Source organism: Neorhizobium sp. T7_12 (assembly GCF_002968535.1).
Taxonomy (GTDB): domain Bacteria; phylum Pseudomonadota; class Alphaproteobacteria; order Rhizobiales; family Rhizobiaceae; genus Neorhizobium; species Neorhizobium tomejilense.
This window is the reverse complement of sequence record NZ_PVBK01000001.1, coordinates 740655-757946: the sequence shown is the minus strand read 5'-3', so window position 1 is coordinate 757946 and position 17292 is coordinate 740655. Positions and strand designations below refer to the sequence as shown.

At 60.4% G+C, this 17292-nt stretch carries 20 protein-coding genes and 1 tRNA gene; 8 read left to right on the top strand and 13 right to left on the bottom strand.

The window, feature by feature from the left end:
• Positions 1–49 precede the first annotated feature (49 nt).
• Positions 50–400 carry a helix-turn-helix transcriptional regulator gene (locus C5J26_RS03855; RefSeq protein WP_046633800.1) on the bottom strand — a complete coding sequence of 117 codons (351 nt, stop codon included), beginning with the start codon at positions 398–400 and terminating at the stop codon, positions 50–52.
• Between the two features lie 70 nt (positions 401–470).
• Here C5J26_RS03855 and C5J26_RS03850 point away from each other — a divergent pair, with 70 nt between their 5' ends.
• Positions 471–866: a Mu-like prophage major head subunit gpT family protein gene (locus C5J26_RS03850; protein ID WP_206051150.1), complete on the top strand. Its 396-nt coding sequence runs from the start codon at positions 471–473 to the stop codon at positions 864–866.
• A gap of 61 nt (positions 867–927) precedes the next feature.
• Here C5J26_RS03850 and C5J26_RS03845 read toward each other — a convergent pair whose 3' ends face one another.
• Together C5J26_RS03845 and C5J26_RS03840 are read right to left on the bottom strand one after the other, a co-directional pair.
• Complete coding sequence (locus C5J26_RS03845; protein ID WP_172745740.1) at positions 928–1926, bottom strand: hypothetical protein; 999 nt, start codon at positions 1924–1926, stop codon at positions 928–930.
• Between the two features lie 231 nt (positions 1927–2157).
• Positions 2158–2233: transfer RNA gene (locus C5J26_RS03840), tRNA-Ile, on the bottom strand.
• 241 nt (positions 2234–2474) lie between these two features.
• Between C5J26_RS03840 and C5J26_RS03835 the strand changes: the two genes are divergently transcribed.
• A complete protein-coding gene (locus C5J26_RS03835; protein ID WP_105400566.1) occupies positions 2475–3224 on the top strand; it encodes an SIMPL domain-containing protein in 750 nt (249 codons plus the stop codon).
• Positions 3225–3392: 168 nt separating this feature from the next.
• Here C5J26_RS03835 and C5J26_RS03830 read toward each other — a convergent pair whose 3' ends face one another.
• From C5J26_RS03830 to C5J26_RS03805, 6 genes are all read right to left on the bottom strand, one after another.
• Positions 3393–3743, bottom strand: a complete 351-nt coding sequence (locus C5J26_RS03830; protein WP_105400565.1) for a hypothetical protein — start codon at positions 3741–3743, stop codon at positions 3393–3395.
• A gap of 154 nt (positions 3744–3897) precedes the next feature.
• Positions 3898–4320 (bottom strand): secondary thiamine-phosphate synthase enzyme YjbQ, encoded by a 423-nt coding sequence (locus tag C5J26_RS03825; RefSeq protein ID WP_105400564.1) that lies wholly within the window; start codon positions 4318–4320, stop codon positions 3898–3900.
• A gap of 81 nt (positions 4321–4401) precedes the next feature.
• Positions 4402–4755, bottom strand: a complete 354-nt coding sequence (locus C5J26_RS03820; protein WP_046625741.1) for a DUF1428 domain-containing protein — start codon at positions 4753–4755, stop codon at positions 4402–4404.
• 147 nt (positions 4756–4902) lie between these two features.
• A complete protein-coding gene (locus tag C5J26_RS03815; RefSeq protein WP_105400563.1) occupies positions 4903–5301 on the bottom strand; it encodes a DUF427 domain-containing protein in 399 nt (132 codons plus the stop codon).
• A gap of 115 nt (positions 5302–5416) precedes the next feature.
• Positions 5417–6457 (bottom strand): zinc-dependent alcohol dehydrogenase family protein, encoded by a 1041-nt coding sequence (locus C5J26_RS03810; RefSeq protein WP_105400562.1) that lies wholly within the window; start codon positions 6455–6457, stop codon positions 5417–5419.
• A 107-nt stretch (positions 6458–6564) separates the two neighbouring features.
• Complete coding sequence (locus C5J26_RS03805) at positions 6565–7686, bottom strand: DUF930 domain-containing protein (protein WP_105400561.1); 1122 nt, start codon at positions 7684–7686, stop codon at positions 6565–6567.
• A 204-nt stretch (positions 7687–7890) separates the two neighbouring features.
• Between C5J26_RS03805 and C5J26_RS03800 the strand changes: the two genes are divergently transcribed.
• Genes C5J26_RS03800 through C5J26_RS03785 form a run of 4 tightly spaced genes read left to right on the top strand, consistent with a single transcriptional unit; the run spans position 7891 to position 9484 of the window.
• Positions 7891–8415 carry a TetR/AcrR family transcriptional regulator gene (locus C5J26_RS03800; RefSeq protein WP_245449357.1) on the top strand — a complete coding sequence of 175 codons (525 nt, stop codon included), beginning with the start codon at positions 7891–7893 and terminating at the stop codon, positions 8413–8415.
• Between the two features lie 17 nt (positions 8416–8432).
• Entirely contained in the window at positions 8433–8765 is a 333-nt protein-coding gene (locus C5J26_RS03795; RefSeq protein ID WP_371673823.1) for a multidrug efflux SMR transporter, read from the top strand.
• Positions 8766–8819: 54 nt separating this feature from the next.
• Positions 8820–9062 (top strand): type II toxin-antitoxin system Phd/YefM family antitoxin, encoded by a 243-nt coding sequence (locus C5J26_RS03790; protein WP_105400558.1) that lies wholly within the window; start codon positions 8820–8822, stop codon positions 9060–9062.
• Positions 9062–9484, top strand: a complete 423-nt coding sequence (locus tag C5J26_RS03785; protein WP_105400557.1) for a type II toxin-antitoxin system VapC family toxin — start codon at positions 9062–9064, stop codon at positions 9482–9484. Before C5J26_RS03790 ends, C5J26_RS03785 begins: the two co-directional genes overlap by 1 nt.
• 61 nt (positions 9485–9545) lie before the next feature.
• On the opposite strand, the gene rpoD is transcribed toward C5J26_RS03785, so the two are convergent.
• The 4 genes from rpoD to C5J26_RS03765 form a co-directional block, all read right to left on the bottom strand.
• A complete protein-coding gene (gene rpoD / locus C5J26_RS03780) occupies positions 9546–11609 on the bottom strand; it encodes an RNA polymerase sigma factor RpoD (RefSeq protein WP_046668753.1) in 2064 nt (687 codons plus the stop codon).
• A gap of 415 nt (positions 11610–12024) precedes the next feature.
• Entirely contained in the window at positions 12025–12372 is a 348-nt protein-coding gene (locus tag C5J26_RS03775) for a GFA family protein (RefSeq protein ID WP_105400556.1), read from the bottom strand.
• Between the two features lie 88 nt (positions 12373–12460).
• Complete coding sequence (dnaG, locus tag C5J26_RS03770) at positions 12461–14464, bottom strand: DNA primase (protein ID WP_105400555.1); 2004 nt, start codon at positions 14462–14464, stop codon at positions 12461–12463.
• 389 nt (positions 14465–14853) lie between these two features.
• Positions 14854–15306, bottom strand: a complete 453-nt coding sequence (locus tag C5J26_RS03765; RefSeq protein WP_105400554.1) for a GatB/YqeY domain-containing protein — start codon at positions 15304–15306, stop codon at positions 14854–14856.
• A 326-nt stretch (positions 15307–15632) separates the two neighbouring features.
• On the opposite strand from C5J26_RS03765, the gene carA reads away from it, so the two are divergent.
• Together carA and C5J26_RS03755 are read left to right on the top strand one after the other, a co-directional pair.
• On the top strand, positions 15633–16838 hold the full coding sequence (gene carA / locus C5J26_RS03760) for a glutamine-hydrolyzing carbamoyl-phosphate synthase small subunit (RefSeq protein ID WP_105400938.1): 1206 nt from the start codon (positions 15633–15635) through the stop codon (positions 16836–16838).
• A gap of 97 nt (positions 16839–16935) precedes the next feature.
• A complete protein-coding gene (locus C5J26_RS03755) occupies positions 16936–17286 on the top strand; it encodes an antibiotic biosynthesis monooxygenase (protein WP_105400553.1) in 351 nt (116 codons plus the stop codon).
• The last annotated feature ends 6 nt before the right edge of the window (positions 17287–17292 follow it).

Here is a 17292-nt window from a genome sequence, read left to right as displayed (position 1 = left end):
ATGTTCCGGACCGACCGCCAAGCACGATGGCACCGGCGACTTCGAACCGTCATGCCTTCACTGCTGCGGGAGCGCAGCAGGCGGCAACCTCCACGGCGGGAGCGCAAATTTCCGGATGGCCGGCGCAGCAGTCCTCCATCAGAAAGCGCACCAGATCGCCGAGGACCTCGATATTCGCCCTGTAGATGATCGAGCGCGATTCACGCTGCTGGAGGATCAGGCCCGAGTGTTCGAGTTCCTTGAGATGAAACGAAATATTGGACGCCGACACCCCTGCCCGCTCGGCAATCAAACCTGCGGCCATGCCCTCGGGCCCGGCGACAACCAGCATCCGGACAATGTGCAGTCGCGTTTCTTGCGAGAGAGCACCGAAGGCGCCTAGAGCCTGCTGCTGATTCAACATTCATACAATCCTTGAAATATTGAATCATGGATACTCCAGTGAGGCGGTGTTTGCAAGAGGACCACCATTGGCGGGTGCTGGCCGTGTTCTCGTCCGGCCCTTCATCTTTCAGGAACGCCGCCCGCCAAACTTGGTGCGCAAGGATGGGGAACAGGATGACAATGTCTTTCTCCGGAAGGAATACATTTACGGCGTCGACAGCCGAGGTGCGGCGGGTTTTGGCTTGCGGCAACTCGCTTGGGGATCCAAGCAGACGCTAGATGCCGCCCACTACGAGGCGGCGCGTGTAGCGATGCAGAGCCTCACGGGCGAGGAAGGCCGGTCGCTTGGGGTGAAGCCGAATTTGCTTGTTGTTCCGCCCTCGCTCGAAGGGCAGGCCCGTGCGCTCCTGACAAGTCCAACCCTCGCGAACGGTGAAACCAACAAGTGGTTCGGCACGGCCGAAGTTCTCGTTACCCCTTAGGCGGCATAGCGGAAAAGTGTCGCCCTGAGGCCCGCCAGCCGCAGAGCCTTGGAGACGATAGCTAAGGGGTTGGGGTCCAGTAGGTGTAGATATAGCTGGACGCGATATTGATCGCCATACTGGTTAGGACAGTTCCACAGGCCGCCAACAAGGTCGCACCCGGTGAAGAAAGGGTACGAATTATCGAATCGTATTTTTCGTGATCAACGGGTGTTAGGAGGATCACTCCGGGGATGAAATTGCCGAGTATCCGGGTACGGAGATATGTCGCCACCTTGCTTTGGGAAACTTGGATTACGGCCATCAGCAGCATTCCCAAAGCTGTGATCATGACAACACGTTCGAGCGTCAACGCGTTGTTTGAGAACAGCACAGAGAAGAGCAGGAAACACGCTAAACCAATTCGACCCGCTTGCATGATAATCAGACGAATCGTCTCGTGGCTTTCAACTAAAAATCCACTCATCCTCGGCTTAGCTGTTGGCTTCAACCCCTTAAACCACTCCTCAACGTGGCTCATAAAATTCTTTGCCACTAGAAAATCGACGAAGTCGATGGAGACATCGACGGCATTCCATCCGCCACTCCGGCGCATAAACATCACGAAGTCTTCGCGGAGCCTCAGCCCGAACTTGGGGTTACACACGATAGGCAAAGCAGAGTCCAAGCCTACATTAATGATACACCGCTGATCGGTATCAGTACCCGGAAGAGTCATCACAAACTCGACCTTGAGCAGCACTTCAGAAGTAATTTCCTTGCTGCTTATCCTAAGTTCACGATATCGCGGCCAGGAGCTGTAAGTTGTTGCACGAGCATTGCCGTCTTTGACCACGATGGTGATCGTAGGTTCTGCGACTAGGTGGTAGTGGCCGATCTGTTCTGTTATGACCGAAAGAAGGTTCTCGATGTCTTCGTCTTTGATTATAACGTTGCCAAAAAACGGCTGCGCGAGTGTTTCAGTTTTTCCGGTGACAGCGTGATAGAGCGCTTGAACAGCTGTCCGAGGTAACTTGCTGATTACCAACTGATGATCTTGATTGTGTTGTTCTGCTGACAAAGCTGCCCCCTTGCATACACCCCGCACAATGAAGCAAGAGAAGGTTTAGGTGTCTAGCCAGAACAACAGCAATTCACGCGAAAACTAGTTTTTTCCGAACCTCGTGTGAAAATTCCGAAAAGTCGCGTCGGCGACAACTGCAAAGAACCCGATTTGCAGAACGTAGTGTCAAAACTGCAGAACCTCGCGTCCGGCTACAAAGATAAAGAAAAACAGCCTGACCGGAGGCGATGGTGGGCCCGGAGGGACTCGAACCCCCAACCAAGCGGTTATGAGCCGCCGGCTCTAACCATTGAGCTACAGGCCCGCCGATCCGGCAGAAGTGGAGCGCAATGGTCCGCCGCCACTTCGAGGTCCGCTCTAACGCAATTCACGAGATGCTACAAGCCGTTGCCGCAATAGCTTCACAATCAACCGGCAGGTAGTCTCGTCTGGCGCGAACAGGCCGAGCCGATTCCCGTTTCGGCGGGTTCGCGCGGCAGACGGAACATGACGGGCGGATCCGGGAACAGCATTCCCTCCGCCCTGACAGATCGGAGAGAACATCCATGCGCGTTGCGCTTTCGTCGTCACGTCTCGTCCTTGCAGCCGCATTCGCCGGTGCGGTCGCCGTCTCTTCCGCGGGCCAGGTCCTGGCCCAGGATATCCGCCCCCGCGAACCGGTCATCAATGTGCTCGGCGAGGGCCAGGCCTCGGTGGCGCCCGACATGGCCATCCTGACGCTCTCGGTGGTTCGCAACGGCCAGACCGCGGAAGCGGCACTTTCGGCCAGCAGCGCCGCCATGAAGGACGTGCTTTCGGCCATAAAGAGCGACGGCATCGCCGATCGCGATATTCAGACCAGCAATTTCTCGATCTATCCGCAATATCGCCACCCCGACCCGAAGGGTGGCGTCATCGAGCCGCCGCAGGTGATCGGCTATGAGGTGTCCAACACGCTCACCCTCAAGGTCCGCGATCTTCAGAAACTCGGCGGCCTCATCGACCGTTCGGTGAAGCTCGGCGTTAACCAGGGCGGTCAGATTACCTTCACCAACGACAAGCCCGACGACGTGATGACCGAGGCGCGCAAGAAGGCCGTCGCCGAGGCGCTCGCCAAGGCAAGGACGCTGACGGACGCGGCCGGCGTCAAGCTCGGCCGTATCCTGGAAATCAGCGAGAACTCCATGCGGCCGGTACCGCAGCAGATGATGCGCATGACGATGGCCAAGGACATGGCCGCCGAAGCGGTTCCGGTCGCCGGCGGCGAAAACACCTATACGGTGACCGTCAACGTCACCTTTGCCCTCGAGCAGTAATTACGGGTTGTTGAACAAAGCCGGACGCCTCCCCCAATGGCGCCCGGCCCTCCCTCGCCCGCAAATAAGGCAAAAAATAAAACGCCCCCACCAGATCGTCGGACCTGGTGGGGGCGTTTGTCCTCCGTCAACGGGCGATGGAGACGGAAGGGTTCTTTGGGATGAAGCCTAGCGGCGGATGACCGGGCAGCCGCGCTCGTTGGCGAAGACGATGCGGTCGGGGCCGCGGCGGCCGAAACCGGCGACGATCACGACCCGGCGGCCGGCATCCACGACGCGGGCGCGGCGCAGGCCCATCCGGCTTGCCTTTTCTTCTGCCAGCCAGGGAGCGCAACCGCGCGGCCCGCGATCTGGGCGCCAGTCACGATCACCGCCGCGATCCGGACGCCAATCGCGGTCACGATACTGCACCTGGATAGCGAATTCCGGGCCGGCGGCAGCAGCCGTCGGGGCTGTTGCGGAAAGGCCGGTGAGCGCGATGAGAGCGGCCACGCCGGCTTTGACGATCATGCTGGTCATAGAATGTTCTCCGAAATCCGGGCCAGGTTCTGCGGCCCCAAAGGTTGTTGCTCTCGCCTTTCCGAGCGATTGGCGCGACCCTAGCCCAAGGGGTCTGAACAACATCCTAACCGGTCATTCAGCCGGTATTCATGTCCCACTCATAGCCAAAAGATCATAGCGAAAGATGCAGCACGACCTGGCGGACATGCGGCTGGTCGCGATGTTCGAACAGGTAGATGCCCTGCCAGGTGCCGAGCACCAGCCGTCCGTCCCTGACGGGAATGCCGAGCGAAACGGCGGTCAACGCCGCCTTGATATGCGCCGGCATGTCGTCTGGCCCTTCGGTCGTGTGGGTGACCCAGCGCATGTCAGGATCGGTGGTCGGCGGCACCAGACGGGAGAAGAAGGTCTTCAGGTCGCGGCGAACATCCGGATCGGCATTTTCCTGGATGATCAGGGAGCAGGATGTATGGCGCACGAACACGGTGAGCAGCCCCTCACTCACCTGCGCGCGGCGCAAAAAGTCCTGCGCCGCGTCGGTGAATTCGTAGAGCCCCTGGCCGCTTGTGGAGATCGAAATCACGGTCTGGGGCATGGAAGGCTCCTTTATCAGCGAAGGCGCCGGCAGCAAAAATAGACGCACCGGCAGGGAGACGGCACTCCTATCACCGGCCGGCTACAATGTCAGGAAGGGCTCGAAGCCGCCGAAGATCATCCGTTTGCCGTCGAAGACCTGCGTCCACTCGTTTCCGGAGAACCGCTCGTCCTTCATCACCCTCGCATTGATCTCGTCCCGGCGGGCCCGGCTTTCATAGGTGATCCAGGAAAAGATGACGATCTCGTCCTCCTTGGCCTGCACCGCCCGCGGAAAGGAGGTGAGCTCTCCGTAGGGCACGTCGTCGCCCAAGCATTCCACATAGGACAACGCGCCGTTTTCCATCCACACGGTGCCGGCAAGGCGCGCCATGTCCTTGTAGCGTTCAAGATTGGCCTTGGGCACGGCAAGAATAAACCCGTCGACATAGGGCATGATTTTCCTCCTTGGTTGGGTCAACACCCCAAGGACGTGGGAGGGAAAGCAAAGCCGACAAGTGCGCCGGCTTTTTCTTTACCCTCCAGGGTTTTCACCCGCAAAGCTCCGAAGGGCTGCAAGCGCACGCTCGGCAGCCCATCCGCCTCAGAACTGACCCGCTTCAGGCGCGCCAAGTTCCTCGATGGAATCGACCCGGTCGGGATAGAAGGCGACATGTTCCTTGATCCCGGAGACGGCTTCGTAAGGGTTTTCGTAGGACCAGACGGCATTCTTCGAACGCTCGCCGCCAGCCGGAATGCTGAAATAGGAAGCCTCTCCCTTATACGGGCAATAGCTCTGGTGGTCGGTCCGCTCAAGGAGCGACATATCCACATCCTTGCGCGGGATATAATGGACCGGCGGATAGGAGGACTCGCGCAAGGTGAGCGAATTGATGCTGTCGGCGATCACCTTGCCGCCGAGCTTCACCACCACCCGCGCCGGATTGTGCGCAACGGTAATCGGGTGATCCGGCCCTGGAATTTTCTGTGCCCTGACATTCATGGTTCGTCCTTTCGGGTTCGACGCATGCCCCCGATATAGGGCGTCCCGAAAGGCTACCAAGCGGCCGAAGCGGAACGCTCCGGCCATCGACGGCGAACAATCGCCGCGTCACCCGTCAGAACGTGGTGATCACGCTGATGCCGGGCGTTTCGGATCTGTCGAGCGTCATCAGCCCCGGCACTGCTTCTTCGAGGCTGATCCGCTTGGCGATCAGCTGCTGCGGCTTCATCTTGCCGGCCTTCAACATGGCGAGCATCGCGTCGTAGCGCCAGGCCTGCATGCCGTGGCTGCCATAGATTTCAAGCTCATGGCCGATCACCTGCGCCATCGGGATCGAGGGCGTGGCGTGCTCGCCGAGCATCAGCCCGACCTGCACATGCCTGCCGCGGCGGCGGAGGTTCTTGATCGAATTGAAGCAGGTGACCGGATGGCCGAGCGCGTCGATCGACACATGCGCGCCACCCCCGGTAATCTCGCGAACCGCCTCGACCACATCGGCGACCGTGCTCGCATTGATGGTTGCGACCGCACCGCATTGGCGGGCGAATGCCAGCTTGTCTTCGGAAAGATCGATGCCGATCGCGTTCGCTCCAAGCGCGGTAGCGATCATGATCGCCGACAGGCCGACGCCGCCGCAGCCATGCACCGCGACCCAGTCTCCAGGCCCGGTACGGGCCTGGTCAGCAACCGCGCGGAAGGAGGTGGCGAACCGGCAGCCGAGGCTCGCCGCCGTCGCATCGTCGATCTCTTCGGGCAGGTGCACAAGGTTTGTATCGGCATAGTCGATCGCCACATATTCGGCGAAAGAGCCCCAATGAGTAAAGCCCGGCTGGAACTGGTTGGGGCAGACCTGCTGGTTGCCGGAATGGCATTCCGAACAATGGCCGCAGCCGGACACGAACGGCACCGTCACCCGATCGCCGATCTTGAAACGCATCACGCCCTTGCCGGTCGCCACCACCTTGCCGGCCAGCTCATGGCCCGGCACATGCGGCAGCTTTATATCCGGATCATGCCCCATCCAGCCATGCCAGTCGCTGCGGCAGAGCCCGCTCGCGCCGACCTTGACCACGACACCGTCGAATGTCGGCTCCGGATCGGGAACATTGCGGATTTCCGGCGCCTTTTCAAAGGCATCGTAGAACATGGCTTTCATGGCAGGCCTCATCTTGAATGTGGCCGCAGCATAGTCGACGCGGCTCGCGGGTCAATCAACCCATGCGGCGCATATCGGCCGACCACTGCCCGACGCAAGCCTGATCACTATTCCGGAAAGCGGCGCTTGCGCCACTCGCTCCGCGGCACCGGCGCACCGACATTGAATGCGAATGACACGACCTTCGTCGCGTCCTCGTTGATCACACATTGGAAACTCAGGTCATACCATTGACCGGCAGCGCGAAAACCGGCGCCGCTAACATTGAGCACCGTTCCCTGCGGCAAGCGGGGCTCCGGAACGTAGTCCGGCCGGTAGGATGCATGGCGCAGTTGCGCGCTTAGTTCCGTCGAGCAAAGCTGGCCGGCACGCACCCCTCGCGGCACATTGCTCATCGCAATCGTAGCAATGGAATCCCCCGTCGCACTCTGTGAAAATAGCGTCTTTGCCTCCGTCAGCTCGGTCGGCTTGCCAGGGGTCGGCGTCTTGGTAGGGTCGTTCTTGGGCGAAGCGATTGGCGGCGCCGTCACGATCTCGGTCTTGGTCGCATCCGGCGAGGTGCCGGCAATGGGACCGTTCTGCAATCCGTTGGCCGCCGCAATGCCGACCTCAGGCAGCTGGATATCATCCGGCACCGGATTGGCCGGTGGTGCCTCCACGACGGCAGGCGCCTCCTTCGCCTGTTTTACCGGTTCGACGGCCTCCGCATCCACCTTGCTCTCGGCAGGTGGGTTGGTCGTTTCCTTCGATGCATTGCCGGTCAGAGATTTCTTCGGCCCGGCATCCTTCTCGCCGAATTCGAAGACGGGGCGCAGAACCGGCAAAGGCTGCTTCTTGGCCTCCTTGGCGGGCGGCGGCTCGGCGGGCTTTTCCTCAGGCGCCGGCGGAGGCGGCGGCTCCGCCTTTTTCGCTTCCTCCTGCTTCGGTGGCTCGGGCGGCGGCGGGGGTGGCTCCGCCTTCTTGGCCTCTTCCTGTTTTGCAGGTTCCGGAGGTTTCTTCTCCTCTGGTTTCGCCTCTTCCGGCTTCTTTTCCTCGGCCTTCTTTTCCTCAGGCTTCGGTTCTTCCGGCGGAGGCACGATCTCGACCTGGACGGTCTCCTCCTTCTGCGGCTCGGACTGATCGACCGGCAGGTGGAAGAAAAGGGCCGCCGCGAAAACGACATGCACCAGGATGGAGGCGGGAATACCCCATCTTATGTCGCCGCGCGGCTTTCCAGATAAATCCGTCATGGCAGCGGATGTAAGATGGAAAGTCGGCCGGATCGAGTCCCCGAGTGATCAAAACAATGCAAGTTCCGGCTTTCCTGGAGAAAGTTGCGCGGACGGCCCTCTCTTGCGCGATTCAATCGCAGTTTACGTCATTGCAAACAAACCGACCATATGGTATGTTTCTCCATGTCAAACGCTCACAGACGCGAAAAACAGCCAGACCACGTGCGGCGATCCCTTCTGGATCATGCGGCGCGATGCGCCGTTTCCGAAGGTCTCGCCAGCCTCACCCTGCAGGCGGTCGCCGATGCGGCCTCCGTCACCAAGGGCGGTTTGCTGCATCATTTCCCGAGCAAGCAGGCTTTGATCGAAGCCGTCTTCGAAGACCTCCTCGGCAAGCTCGATATGGAGATCGATCGGCTGATGAGCGAGGACGAAACCGATCGGGGCCGGTTCACGCGCGCCTATGTCGACGCTTTTTTCCAGGTGACCCGCGATGGACCCGACAGCCCCTGGGCGGCGCTGTCGATCTCCTGCATGACCGATCCGCGCCTCAGGCAACTCTGGTCGGAATGGATGCGCGATCGGCTCCAGCGTCATTTGCAGACCGACAATCATCCGGCCTTCAAGCTCGCGCGCTACGCCGCGGACGGCATCTGGCTCGCCAATCTCATGGAAGCGGACGGATTACCGGCGAAAGAACTCGCCGAACTTCGCAACCAACTCCATAACCTCACGAAACAAGAGTAACGGAAATGAACCCCGCAATCCTCACCTACGGCTCGCTTGCCGCTGCCATCGTGCTGGAAGTCGTTGGCACGACCTTCCTGCAGCAGAGCCAGCAGTTCACCCGCGCCCTGCCGACCATCCTCATGGGGCTGTGCTATGGTATCGCCTTCTATCTCCTGTCGATCGCCTTGCGCACCCTGCCGGTCGGCATCGCCTACGCGATCTGGAGCGGCCTCGGCATAGTGCTGATCTCGGCCGTCGGCCTGATCCTGTTCCGCCAGACCCTCGACACCGCGGCCATGATCGGCCTCGGCCTGATCATCTCCGGCGTCGTGGTGGTCAACGTGTTTTCAAGCTCGATCGGGCATTGATTGCGGAAACGGTGCTTCGGACGTATATTTACAGAGATTGATCAGGAGATCACGATGACTGCGATCACTCTGGCGGAAGCAAAAGAAAAACTCGGCGAATTGATTGACCGCGTCGCCCAAGGTGAGACGGTTGAGATTCTACGCGATGGTCAGCCTGTCGCGCAGCTGGCGCCGCCGCGGTCGAAAAAGCAGCCGATCGATTTTGAACGGCTTCGAGTTCTGAGGGAAGGAATGCCACCGCAAGACGAAGATGCAGGTACCTTCGTGCGTCGAATGCGAGATGACGAAAGATATTGATGTTCTACATCGATACTTCGGCCATCGTAGCATTGCTTTCCAATGAGGCATCGGTCGATCGGGTCGACAGCTGGTTCGCAGCCCAGAAAGCCCTGCCTTTCTTCATCAGCGACTGGACCATCACGGAAATATCGTCCGCTCTTTCCCTGAAAAGGCGAGCGGGCAGCCTCTCTGCGCCTAAGCATCTTGCAGCGCTCTCGGAATTCCGGATCATGGCGGAAACCTCATTTGAAATCCTTCCCGTATCAAGAGCGCACTTTCAAACTGCAGCCAATTATACCGACCTTCACGATCTCGGCCTTCGCTCCGGTGACGCTTTGCATCTCGCCGTGGCAATGGAAGCCGACGCCACGATCGTAACGCTGGACAAGCGCTTTGCCATCGCAGCAAAAGAGTTGAGCGGAAGCAGCCTCCTTCTTTGACAACAAAAAACCCGGCCTGCTCTCGCAAACCGGGTCTCTGATTTTCCAACCGCTGAAACCGTTAGCTGTCCAGGAAGCTCCGCAGCTTGCGGCTGCGGCTCGGATGCTTCAGCTTGCGCAGCGCCTTGGCTTCGATCTGGCGGATACGTTCGCGGGTGACCGAGAACTGCTGGCCGACTTCTTCGAGCGTGTGGTCGGTGTTCATGCCGATGCCGAAGCGCATGCGCAGCACGCGTTCTTCACGCGGCGTGAGCGACGCGAGGACGCGGGTCGTGGTCTCGCGCAGGTTCGCCTGGATGGCCGCATCGATCGGCAGAAGCGCGTTCTTGTCCTCGATGAAATCGCCGAGGTGGCTATCCTCTTCGTCGCCCACGGGGGTTTCGAGCGAGATCGGCTCCTTGGCGATCTTCAGGACCTTGCGGACCTTTTCGAGCGGCATGGCGAGCTTTTCAGCCAGTTCTTCCGGGGTCGGCTCGCGGCCGATCTCGTGCAGCATCTGGCGCGATGTGCGAACGATCTTGTTGATCGTCTCGATCATGTGCACCGGAATGCGGATCGTGCGGGCCTGGTCGGCGATCGAACGGGTGATCGCCTGCCGGATCCACCATGTGGCATAGGTCGAGAACTTGTAACCGCGGCGGTATTCGAACTTGTCGACCGCCTTCATCAGGCCGATATTGCCTTCCTGAATGAGGTCGAGGAACTGCAGTCCACGGTTCGTGTACTTCTTGGCGATCGAGATGACGAGGCGAAGGTTCGCTTCGACCATTTCCTTCTTGGCGATGCGCGCTTCGCGCTCGCCCTTCTGCACCATCGAGACGATCCGGCGGAATTCGGCGATCGAGATGCCGGTCTCCGTCGCAAGGTTCTGGATCTCCTGGCGGATGTCGCGGATCGTGGTGTTCTCGGCACGCGCGAATTCCTTCCAGCCGCGGGCGGCCAGATTGGCGATCGACTTCATCCAGTTCGGATCGAGCTCGGCACCCTGGTACTGTTCGAGGAACGAGTCACGCTTGACGCCGTAGGATTCGGCGAGACGCAACAGGCGGCCCTCGTTCTGCATCAGGCGCTTGGAGATGTCGTAGAGCTGCTCGACCAGAGAATCGACACGGTTCTGGTTGAGCGACAGCGACTTCACGGCGGTGATCAGCTCGTCCTTGAGTTCCTTGTAACGGCGCTCCTGGGCGGAGGACAGCGTACCGGTTGCTGCCAGACGCTGCTCGACCTGCTGGTCCTGCAGCTTGCGCAGCTTCTTGTAGGTGTCGGCAATCGTGTCGAGCGTTTCCATGACCTGCGGACGCAGCTCGGCTTCCATCGCGGCGAGAGAAAGGCTCGACTCGTCGTCGTCCTCTTCCTCTTCCTCGAGGTTCATGCCATCGCCGCCGACAGCGGTAATGTCGTCGTCGTTGGCAGCGGAGAAGCGAGCCTTGCGGGTCTTTTCCTTCTCCTCGGCAGCCTTGCGGTCGGCCTCGATCTTTTCCGGGCTCTGGAACTGCGGCGCAGCCTTGGCTTCGGGACCCGAATAGGTCGTTTCGAGATCGATGATCTCGCGAAGCAGGGTGGTGCCTTCGTTCAGTTCGTCACGCCAGATGATCAGCGCCTGGAAGGTCAGCGGGCTCTCACAGAGCCCGGCGATCATCGTTTCGCGGCCGGCTTCGATGCGCTTGGCGATCGCGATTTCGCCTTCGCGCGAAAGAAGCTCGACGGAGCCCATTTCGCGCAGATACATGCGCACCGGGTCGTCGGTACGGTCGGTCGGCTCTTTCTTCTTCGCTGTCGCGAGCGCAGTGCTGGAGGTGGTGGCGATTTCGCCGCCTTCGCTCTCATTGTCGTCGCTGTCGCCGTCAGCATCGTCGTCGCTGGCGGTGGTTTCTTCCGCCTCTTCGTCTTCGACGACGTTGATGCCCATGTCCGACAGCATCGCCATCGTGTCTTCGATCTGCTCGGAGGTGACTTCCTCCGACGGCAGCACCGAATTCAACTCGTCCATGGTGACATAGCCGCGCTTCTTTGCGGCTTTGATCATCTTCTTGACGGCGTCGTCAGAAAGGTCGAGAAGCGGACCGTCGTGCGAGCCTTCGCGTTCGTTCTCTGCTTCTTCGTTTTCTTTGACTTTTGTTGCCATGTATTTCGTCGCTTTCCCTGAACGCTACTTTCGCCGCGCTTCGTGGCCACCGGCTGAAGACGGGGTTGACCGCCTTAGTCGCGAATCACTGTCCAACACGTAACGGAATGACCTTTAATTCCCGATTACCATTCGGCGGCCGTTTTTGACTCAGGACCGTCCTACTAGAGGATCACCGGTCATGTTCGGTGCTATTGACCCACTCCGCCTATTTTGCCTGAAATGGTGATTCCCACAAATTAACGTTCCGTCAAGCTTTTCCATAGGTCATACCCAGGAAAAGTCGAAAATATGCCCTTTGAGGGGGTCTAATAGGGGTACGCTCACCAGATTTAACCGATATGTAGGCGGTAGGCCCTGAAAGACAAGGGTTTGCCTAGACATAAAGGCTTATGCTTTTGGTCCGGCATATTCCCTAGCGGGAAGCGCCGTCATACTGGGTTACCGTCAATGTAGCAATGTCGATTTCCGGCACGCATCTCAGATTGATCGCCGCCATCTCCGCGCCATTCGGCATCGTCGCCTCGCTGAACGGCGCGACACCGCAACTGGCGCAGAAGTAGTGCGTGATCACGTGCTTGTTGAACTGATAGGAGGAAAGGTTCTCCCGCGGGGTCGCGAGCCGGAACTGGCTGCGTGGGACGAAAGCCAGCAACACGCCCTTTCGCCGGCAGAAGGAACAGTTGCATTCCATCGCAGTGCCGAACTCGCCCTCCGCCTCGAAGGCTATCTTGCCGCAATGACAACTTCCCGAAATCTGCATCAAGCTCCCCACTTAGCCGACTCAACGCCGATACAATAGGGCCACGCCATCGTTCGGCAAGGGGCGGGACTTCCGCGCCGCATGTCCCTCAGCCGTGGCTGACGGCGGCCCCCTTCACCCGACCGGAAAGCACCCCGAACCCGTCGATGATCGCTTCCTGGTTTTCCATCCGGAGAATTTCGAGCTGGACTTCGGAGAGCGCCCGCAGCAGCGGCTCGATCTCACCCGCATCGCCCGCTTCGGTCGTTTCGGCGATTTCCCGTTCCAGTTCAATCTTCTGGAGCCTGAGCGCCTTGGTGCGCTTATGCAGCGACAGCGCCTGCCGATAGCCTTCACGCGCATCTTCCAGCGCCGCGATCTCGGTCGCAGTCCAGAGCCGTGCGTTGCGCACCTGCTGGTCCAGGGACTTCAGCATCACGTCGAACCCCTCGCCGGCAAGCCTCTGCATCAGGTATTCGCGCGAGAGGCTGGCGCCCGCTGTCGCGGCTGCCGGCAGCATCGCCGACCAGAAACGCTGCAGGTCGCGGTTCTCGAAATCGATCGCGGCGATCTCGTCATATTCCTCCAGCAGAAGCTGGGGATGGTTGACGATGGTGAGCGCCAGCACGCTTTCGCGAAGCGCCGGCAGGTCGCGGTAACCGCGCACGAGGCCGGAGCGCGCGAGCCGGTCCGAAACGCCGGCGGCCCGTCCTGCGGCACGCGGTCCCTGCGGTGGGCCGCCCTGGCCTGGCCTGACACTGCCCGAACCGCGCTGAAAATTCTGGCGCCGGTCGCCCCCGCCGCGCGGCGCCGGCGCGAAGAAGCTGTTCAGCCGGTCGCGGATGGCCTGCTGATAGTGGCGGCGCACGTTTTCGTCGGCGATGACGGAAACAATCTGCTTCAGCCGCGCCTCCAGTTCGGCGCGTTTTTCCGGCGTATCGAAACTTGCCGACGACGCCTCGCGCTGCCAGATCATCTCCACCAGCGGCTTTGCTTCGTTGAGCACCTTGTCGAACGGCGCGCGGCCCTCATGGCGGACGAGATCGTCCGGATCCTTGCCGTCGGGAAGCAGGGCGAAACGCACCGATCTTCCCGGCTTCAGGAACGGAAGCGCTAGATCGGCGGCACGGCTTGCGGCCCTGAGGCCCGCGCCGTCGCCGTCGAAGCAGAGCACGGGCTGCGGGGTCATCCGCCAGAGAAGCTCGAGCTGGTTTTCGGTGAGCGCAGTGCCGAGCGGCGCCACGGCATTCTCGACGCCCGCCTGATGCAGCGCGATGACATCCATGTAGCCTTCGACGGCGATGATCGTGCCCTCGCCCTGCCCCGGCTTGCCGACACCCTGAGTCCGCCTGGCACGCGAAAAATTGTAGAGCACCTGCCCCTTGTGGAAGAGCTCGGTCTCGTTGGAGTTCAGGTATTTCGCCGGTGCGTCCGGCGCCATTGCACGGCCGCCGAACGCGATCACCTTTTCCCGCGACGACAGGATCGGAAACATGATGCGGTCGCGAAAGCGGTCGTAGGAGACCGCGATCCCCTCCCCGTGCACCACCAGCCCGCAGGCCTCGATCTGGTCCTTGGGCACCCCTTTGCCGGCGAGATGTTCCTTCAGCGCATTGCGGCTTTCCGGTGCGTAACCGAGACGGAAGGTCTCGATCGTGCGGCCCGTCAGCCCGCGGTCGCGAAGGTAGGCGCGCGCCTTGGCCCCGACGGCGCTCTGGAGCTGGTCCTGGAAAAACTGGGTCGCCAGTTCCATGACGTCGAGTAGCGTCGTGCGTTCCTTCTCGCGCTTCTCGGCCTGAGGGTCCGGCTGCGGCATGGCGATGCCGGCCATGTCGGCGACCGTCTGCACGGCTTCCGGAAAACTCTGCCCTTCGAGCTCGGTCAGGAAGCGGAAATGGTCGCCCGTGACACCACAGCCAAAGCAGTGGTATCGGCCCTTGCGGTCCTCGCAATGGAAGCTCGGGCTCTTCTCGCCATGGAAGGGGCAGCAGGCCCAATAGTCGCCGCGCGACACATTGGTCTTCTTGCGGTCCCACGTCACCCGACGGCCGACGACGGCCGATATCGGCACGCGGTCGCGGATCTCGTCGAGAAAACTGTTGGAAAAGCGCATTTCTACCTCTTACGGCCAGCTTCCATATAAGCGCAGACCTTCAGGAACGCCACCGCCAAGGGAAATGCTTCCCGCTATTCACAGGGATCGAACGGGGCAACCGGCTCGCCGGCGCCACTCGGTCAAATTTTTGACGGATCGTGAGCCGGCAAGACTATATTTTTGTAATTTTGCCAGACAGGCACCTGGGGATTTGGCTCTTTCTGAAGTGGGAAGTGCCGGCAACGGAGGAATTTCCATTGATCTCCGGTATAGGGCGTGTCGCGACGCCTCATACCGTCTCGCCGGTGGCAAATCCGCAACTCGGCAAGCGAGATCCGGAAGAGCAAAAAGGCGGGAAGCCGATGATCGGATTCCCGCCTTTCGTTTGCCGGTCTTGGAAGTACCGCTTACTTCAGAAGATCCTTCACCAGGCCAGAAGCCTTGGCGAAGTCCATCTGGCCCGGGTGCTTTTCCTTCAGCACGCCCATGACCTTGCCCATGTCGCGCAGGCCCTGAGCGCTGGTTTCGCTGATCGCGGCCTGACAGAATTCGCGGACTTTCTCTTCGGAAAGCTGCTCCGGCATGAACCCCTTGATGACGTCGATTTCCTCGCGCTCCTGCGTCGCAAGTTCGGCGCGTCCGGCATCCTGGTAGATCTTTGCCGATTCCTCGCGTTGCTTCACCATCTTCTGCAGGATCTGCAGGATATCGTCATCGCTGACCGGATCCTTGCCGAGACCGCGATTGGCGATGTCGCGATCCTTGATCGCGGTCTGGATCAGCCGCACGGTCGAAAGCCGGCGGGTGTCCTTGGCCTTCATGGATTCCTTGAGCGCATCGGAAAGCTTGTCGCGCATCATCGTTTTTTCTCCTTGGGAAAAAGCCGGCCGCAGGCATGGTGAATTGTGGCTTTTCCTTGGCATTCACACCGTTGTCATAGACGACAGGTCCGGGTCGATCAAATCAAATCACCCAAACTGTTGAATCCCATAGGCTATAATCCTCGTGGAATTCTTGAGCGACGAGATTGACCACCTCGTCCGCTTTGTCTATTTTCCGGCACCTGCACGAGATTTAGAGGTTTGGGCTTGCGCCGGGATTTCCGCGCGCCCGTCTCTCACGACCATAGATGGCCCTCGCAGCCTGTCTCTTCAAGGGACGGGACCGGTGAGGCAGAAGGATGGATATGACCGCGACCGCCCCCTGGACAATCAAGAAACCTACCGCATTGCTCGTTCTGGCCGACGGCACCGTGATCGAAGGAACCGGCATCGGCGCGACCGGCAAGGTGCCGGCCGAAGTGGTGTTCAACACCGCGCTGACCGGCTATCAGGAAATCCTGACCGACCCCTCCTATCTCGGCCAGATCGTCACCTTCACCTTCCCGCATATCGGCAACATCGGCACCAACGAAGAAGACGTCGAGGACCTGACGCCGGCAGCAAGGCGCGGCGCGGTCGGCACGATATTCAAGGCCGACATCACCGAGCCCTCCAACTATCGCGCCGGCAAGGATCTCGACGGTTGGCTGAAGGCCCGCGGCATCATCGGCCTGTCCGGCATCGACACCCGCGCGCTGACCGCCTGGATCCGCCAGAACGGTGCACCGAACGCCGTCATCGCCCATGATCCGAACGGCGTCTTCGACATCGAGGCCCTGAAGGCCGAAGCCCGGGCCTGGAGCGGCCTCGAAGGCCTCGACCTCGCCAAGGAGGCGACATCCGGCCAGTCCTCGCCGTGGAGCCAGAAACCCTGGGTCTGGAACGAAGGTTACGGCGAACTGCAGCCGGAAGACGCGAAATACCATATCGTCTGCGTCGATTACGGCGTGAAGCGCAACATCCTGCGCCTTTTTGCCGGCCTCGACTGCAAGGTGACGGTAGTCCCCGCCCAGACCTCGACGGAAGACATCATGGCGCTGAAGCCGGATGGCATCTTCCTGTCGAACGGCCCGGGCGACCCGGCCGCGACCGGCGAATATGCCGTGCCGGTCATCAGAGACGTCATCAAGACGGATATCCCGACCTTCGGTATCTGCCTCGGCCACCAAATGCTCGGCCTGGCGCTCGGCGCCAAGACCGAGAAGATGCACCAGGGCCATCACGGCGCCAACCATCCGGTCAAGGATCACACGACCGGCAAGGTGGAGATCGTCTCGATGAACCACGGCTTCGCGGTCGATTCGAAGTCTCTGCCGCAAGGCGTTGAGGAGACTCATATTTCGCTCTTCGACGGCAGCAATTGCGGCCTGCGCGTCACCGGCAAGCAGGTCTTTTCGGTCCAGCACCACCCGGAAGCCTCGCCCGGCCCGCAGGACAGCCACTACCTCTTCCGTCGCTTCATCAACATGGTGCGCGAGAAGAAGGGCGAACCTGCCCTCGCGGAACGCTGATTTCGGCGCTTTGAAAAAATCCAGCGACCCTATTGACCTCAACTTTGGTTGAGGTCCCATAAACGCCCCTGTTCAAGATCGAGCAGGGATTTTTCTTATGAGTGAAATACAGAATCGACGCATCTTTCGCGTCAACAGGTTTGCGGTCCCGGTCGAGGGGCGCGAAGAATTCATGGCGTTGGTTCACAGGACGCATGAGATTATCCGCGCCCAGCCGGGATTCGTCGACGACCTAATCCTGGAACAGGCTTCCATTGCCGGACTGTTCAACGTCATCACCATCCTCCAGTTCGAAGGCGAGCACGCCCTTCAGCCGGTCATTGCCGCAGTCGCAAAATCGGATGAGGAGGCAGGCATCGATAGGCAGGCGTTGAGCCGACGCCTCGGCGTAGAGACCAATGTCGGCTTCTACCACAGGGCGGTTTTACAAGAGCTCGAACCGGCCTGACCAACA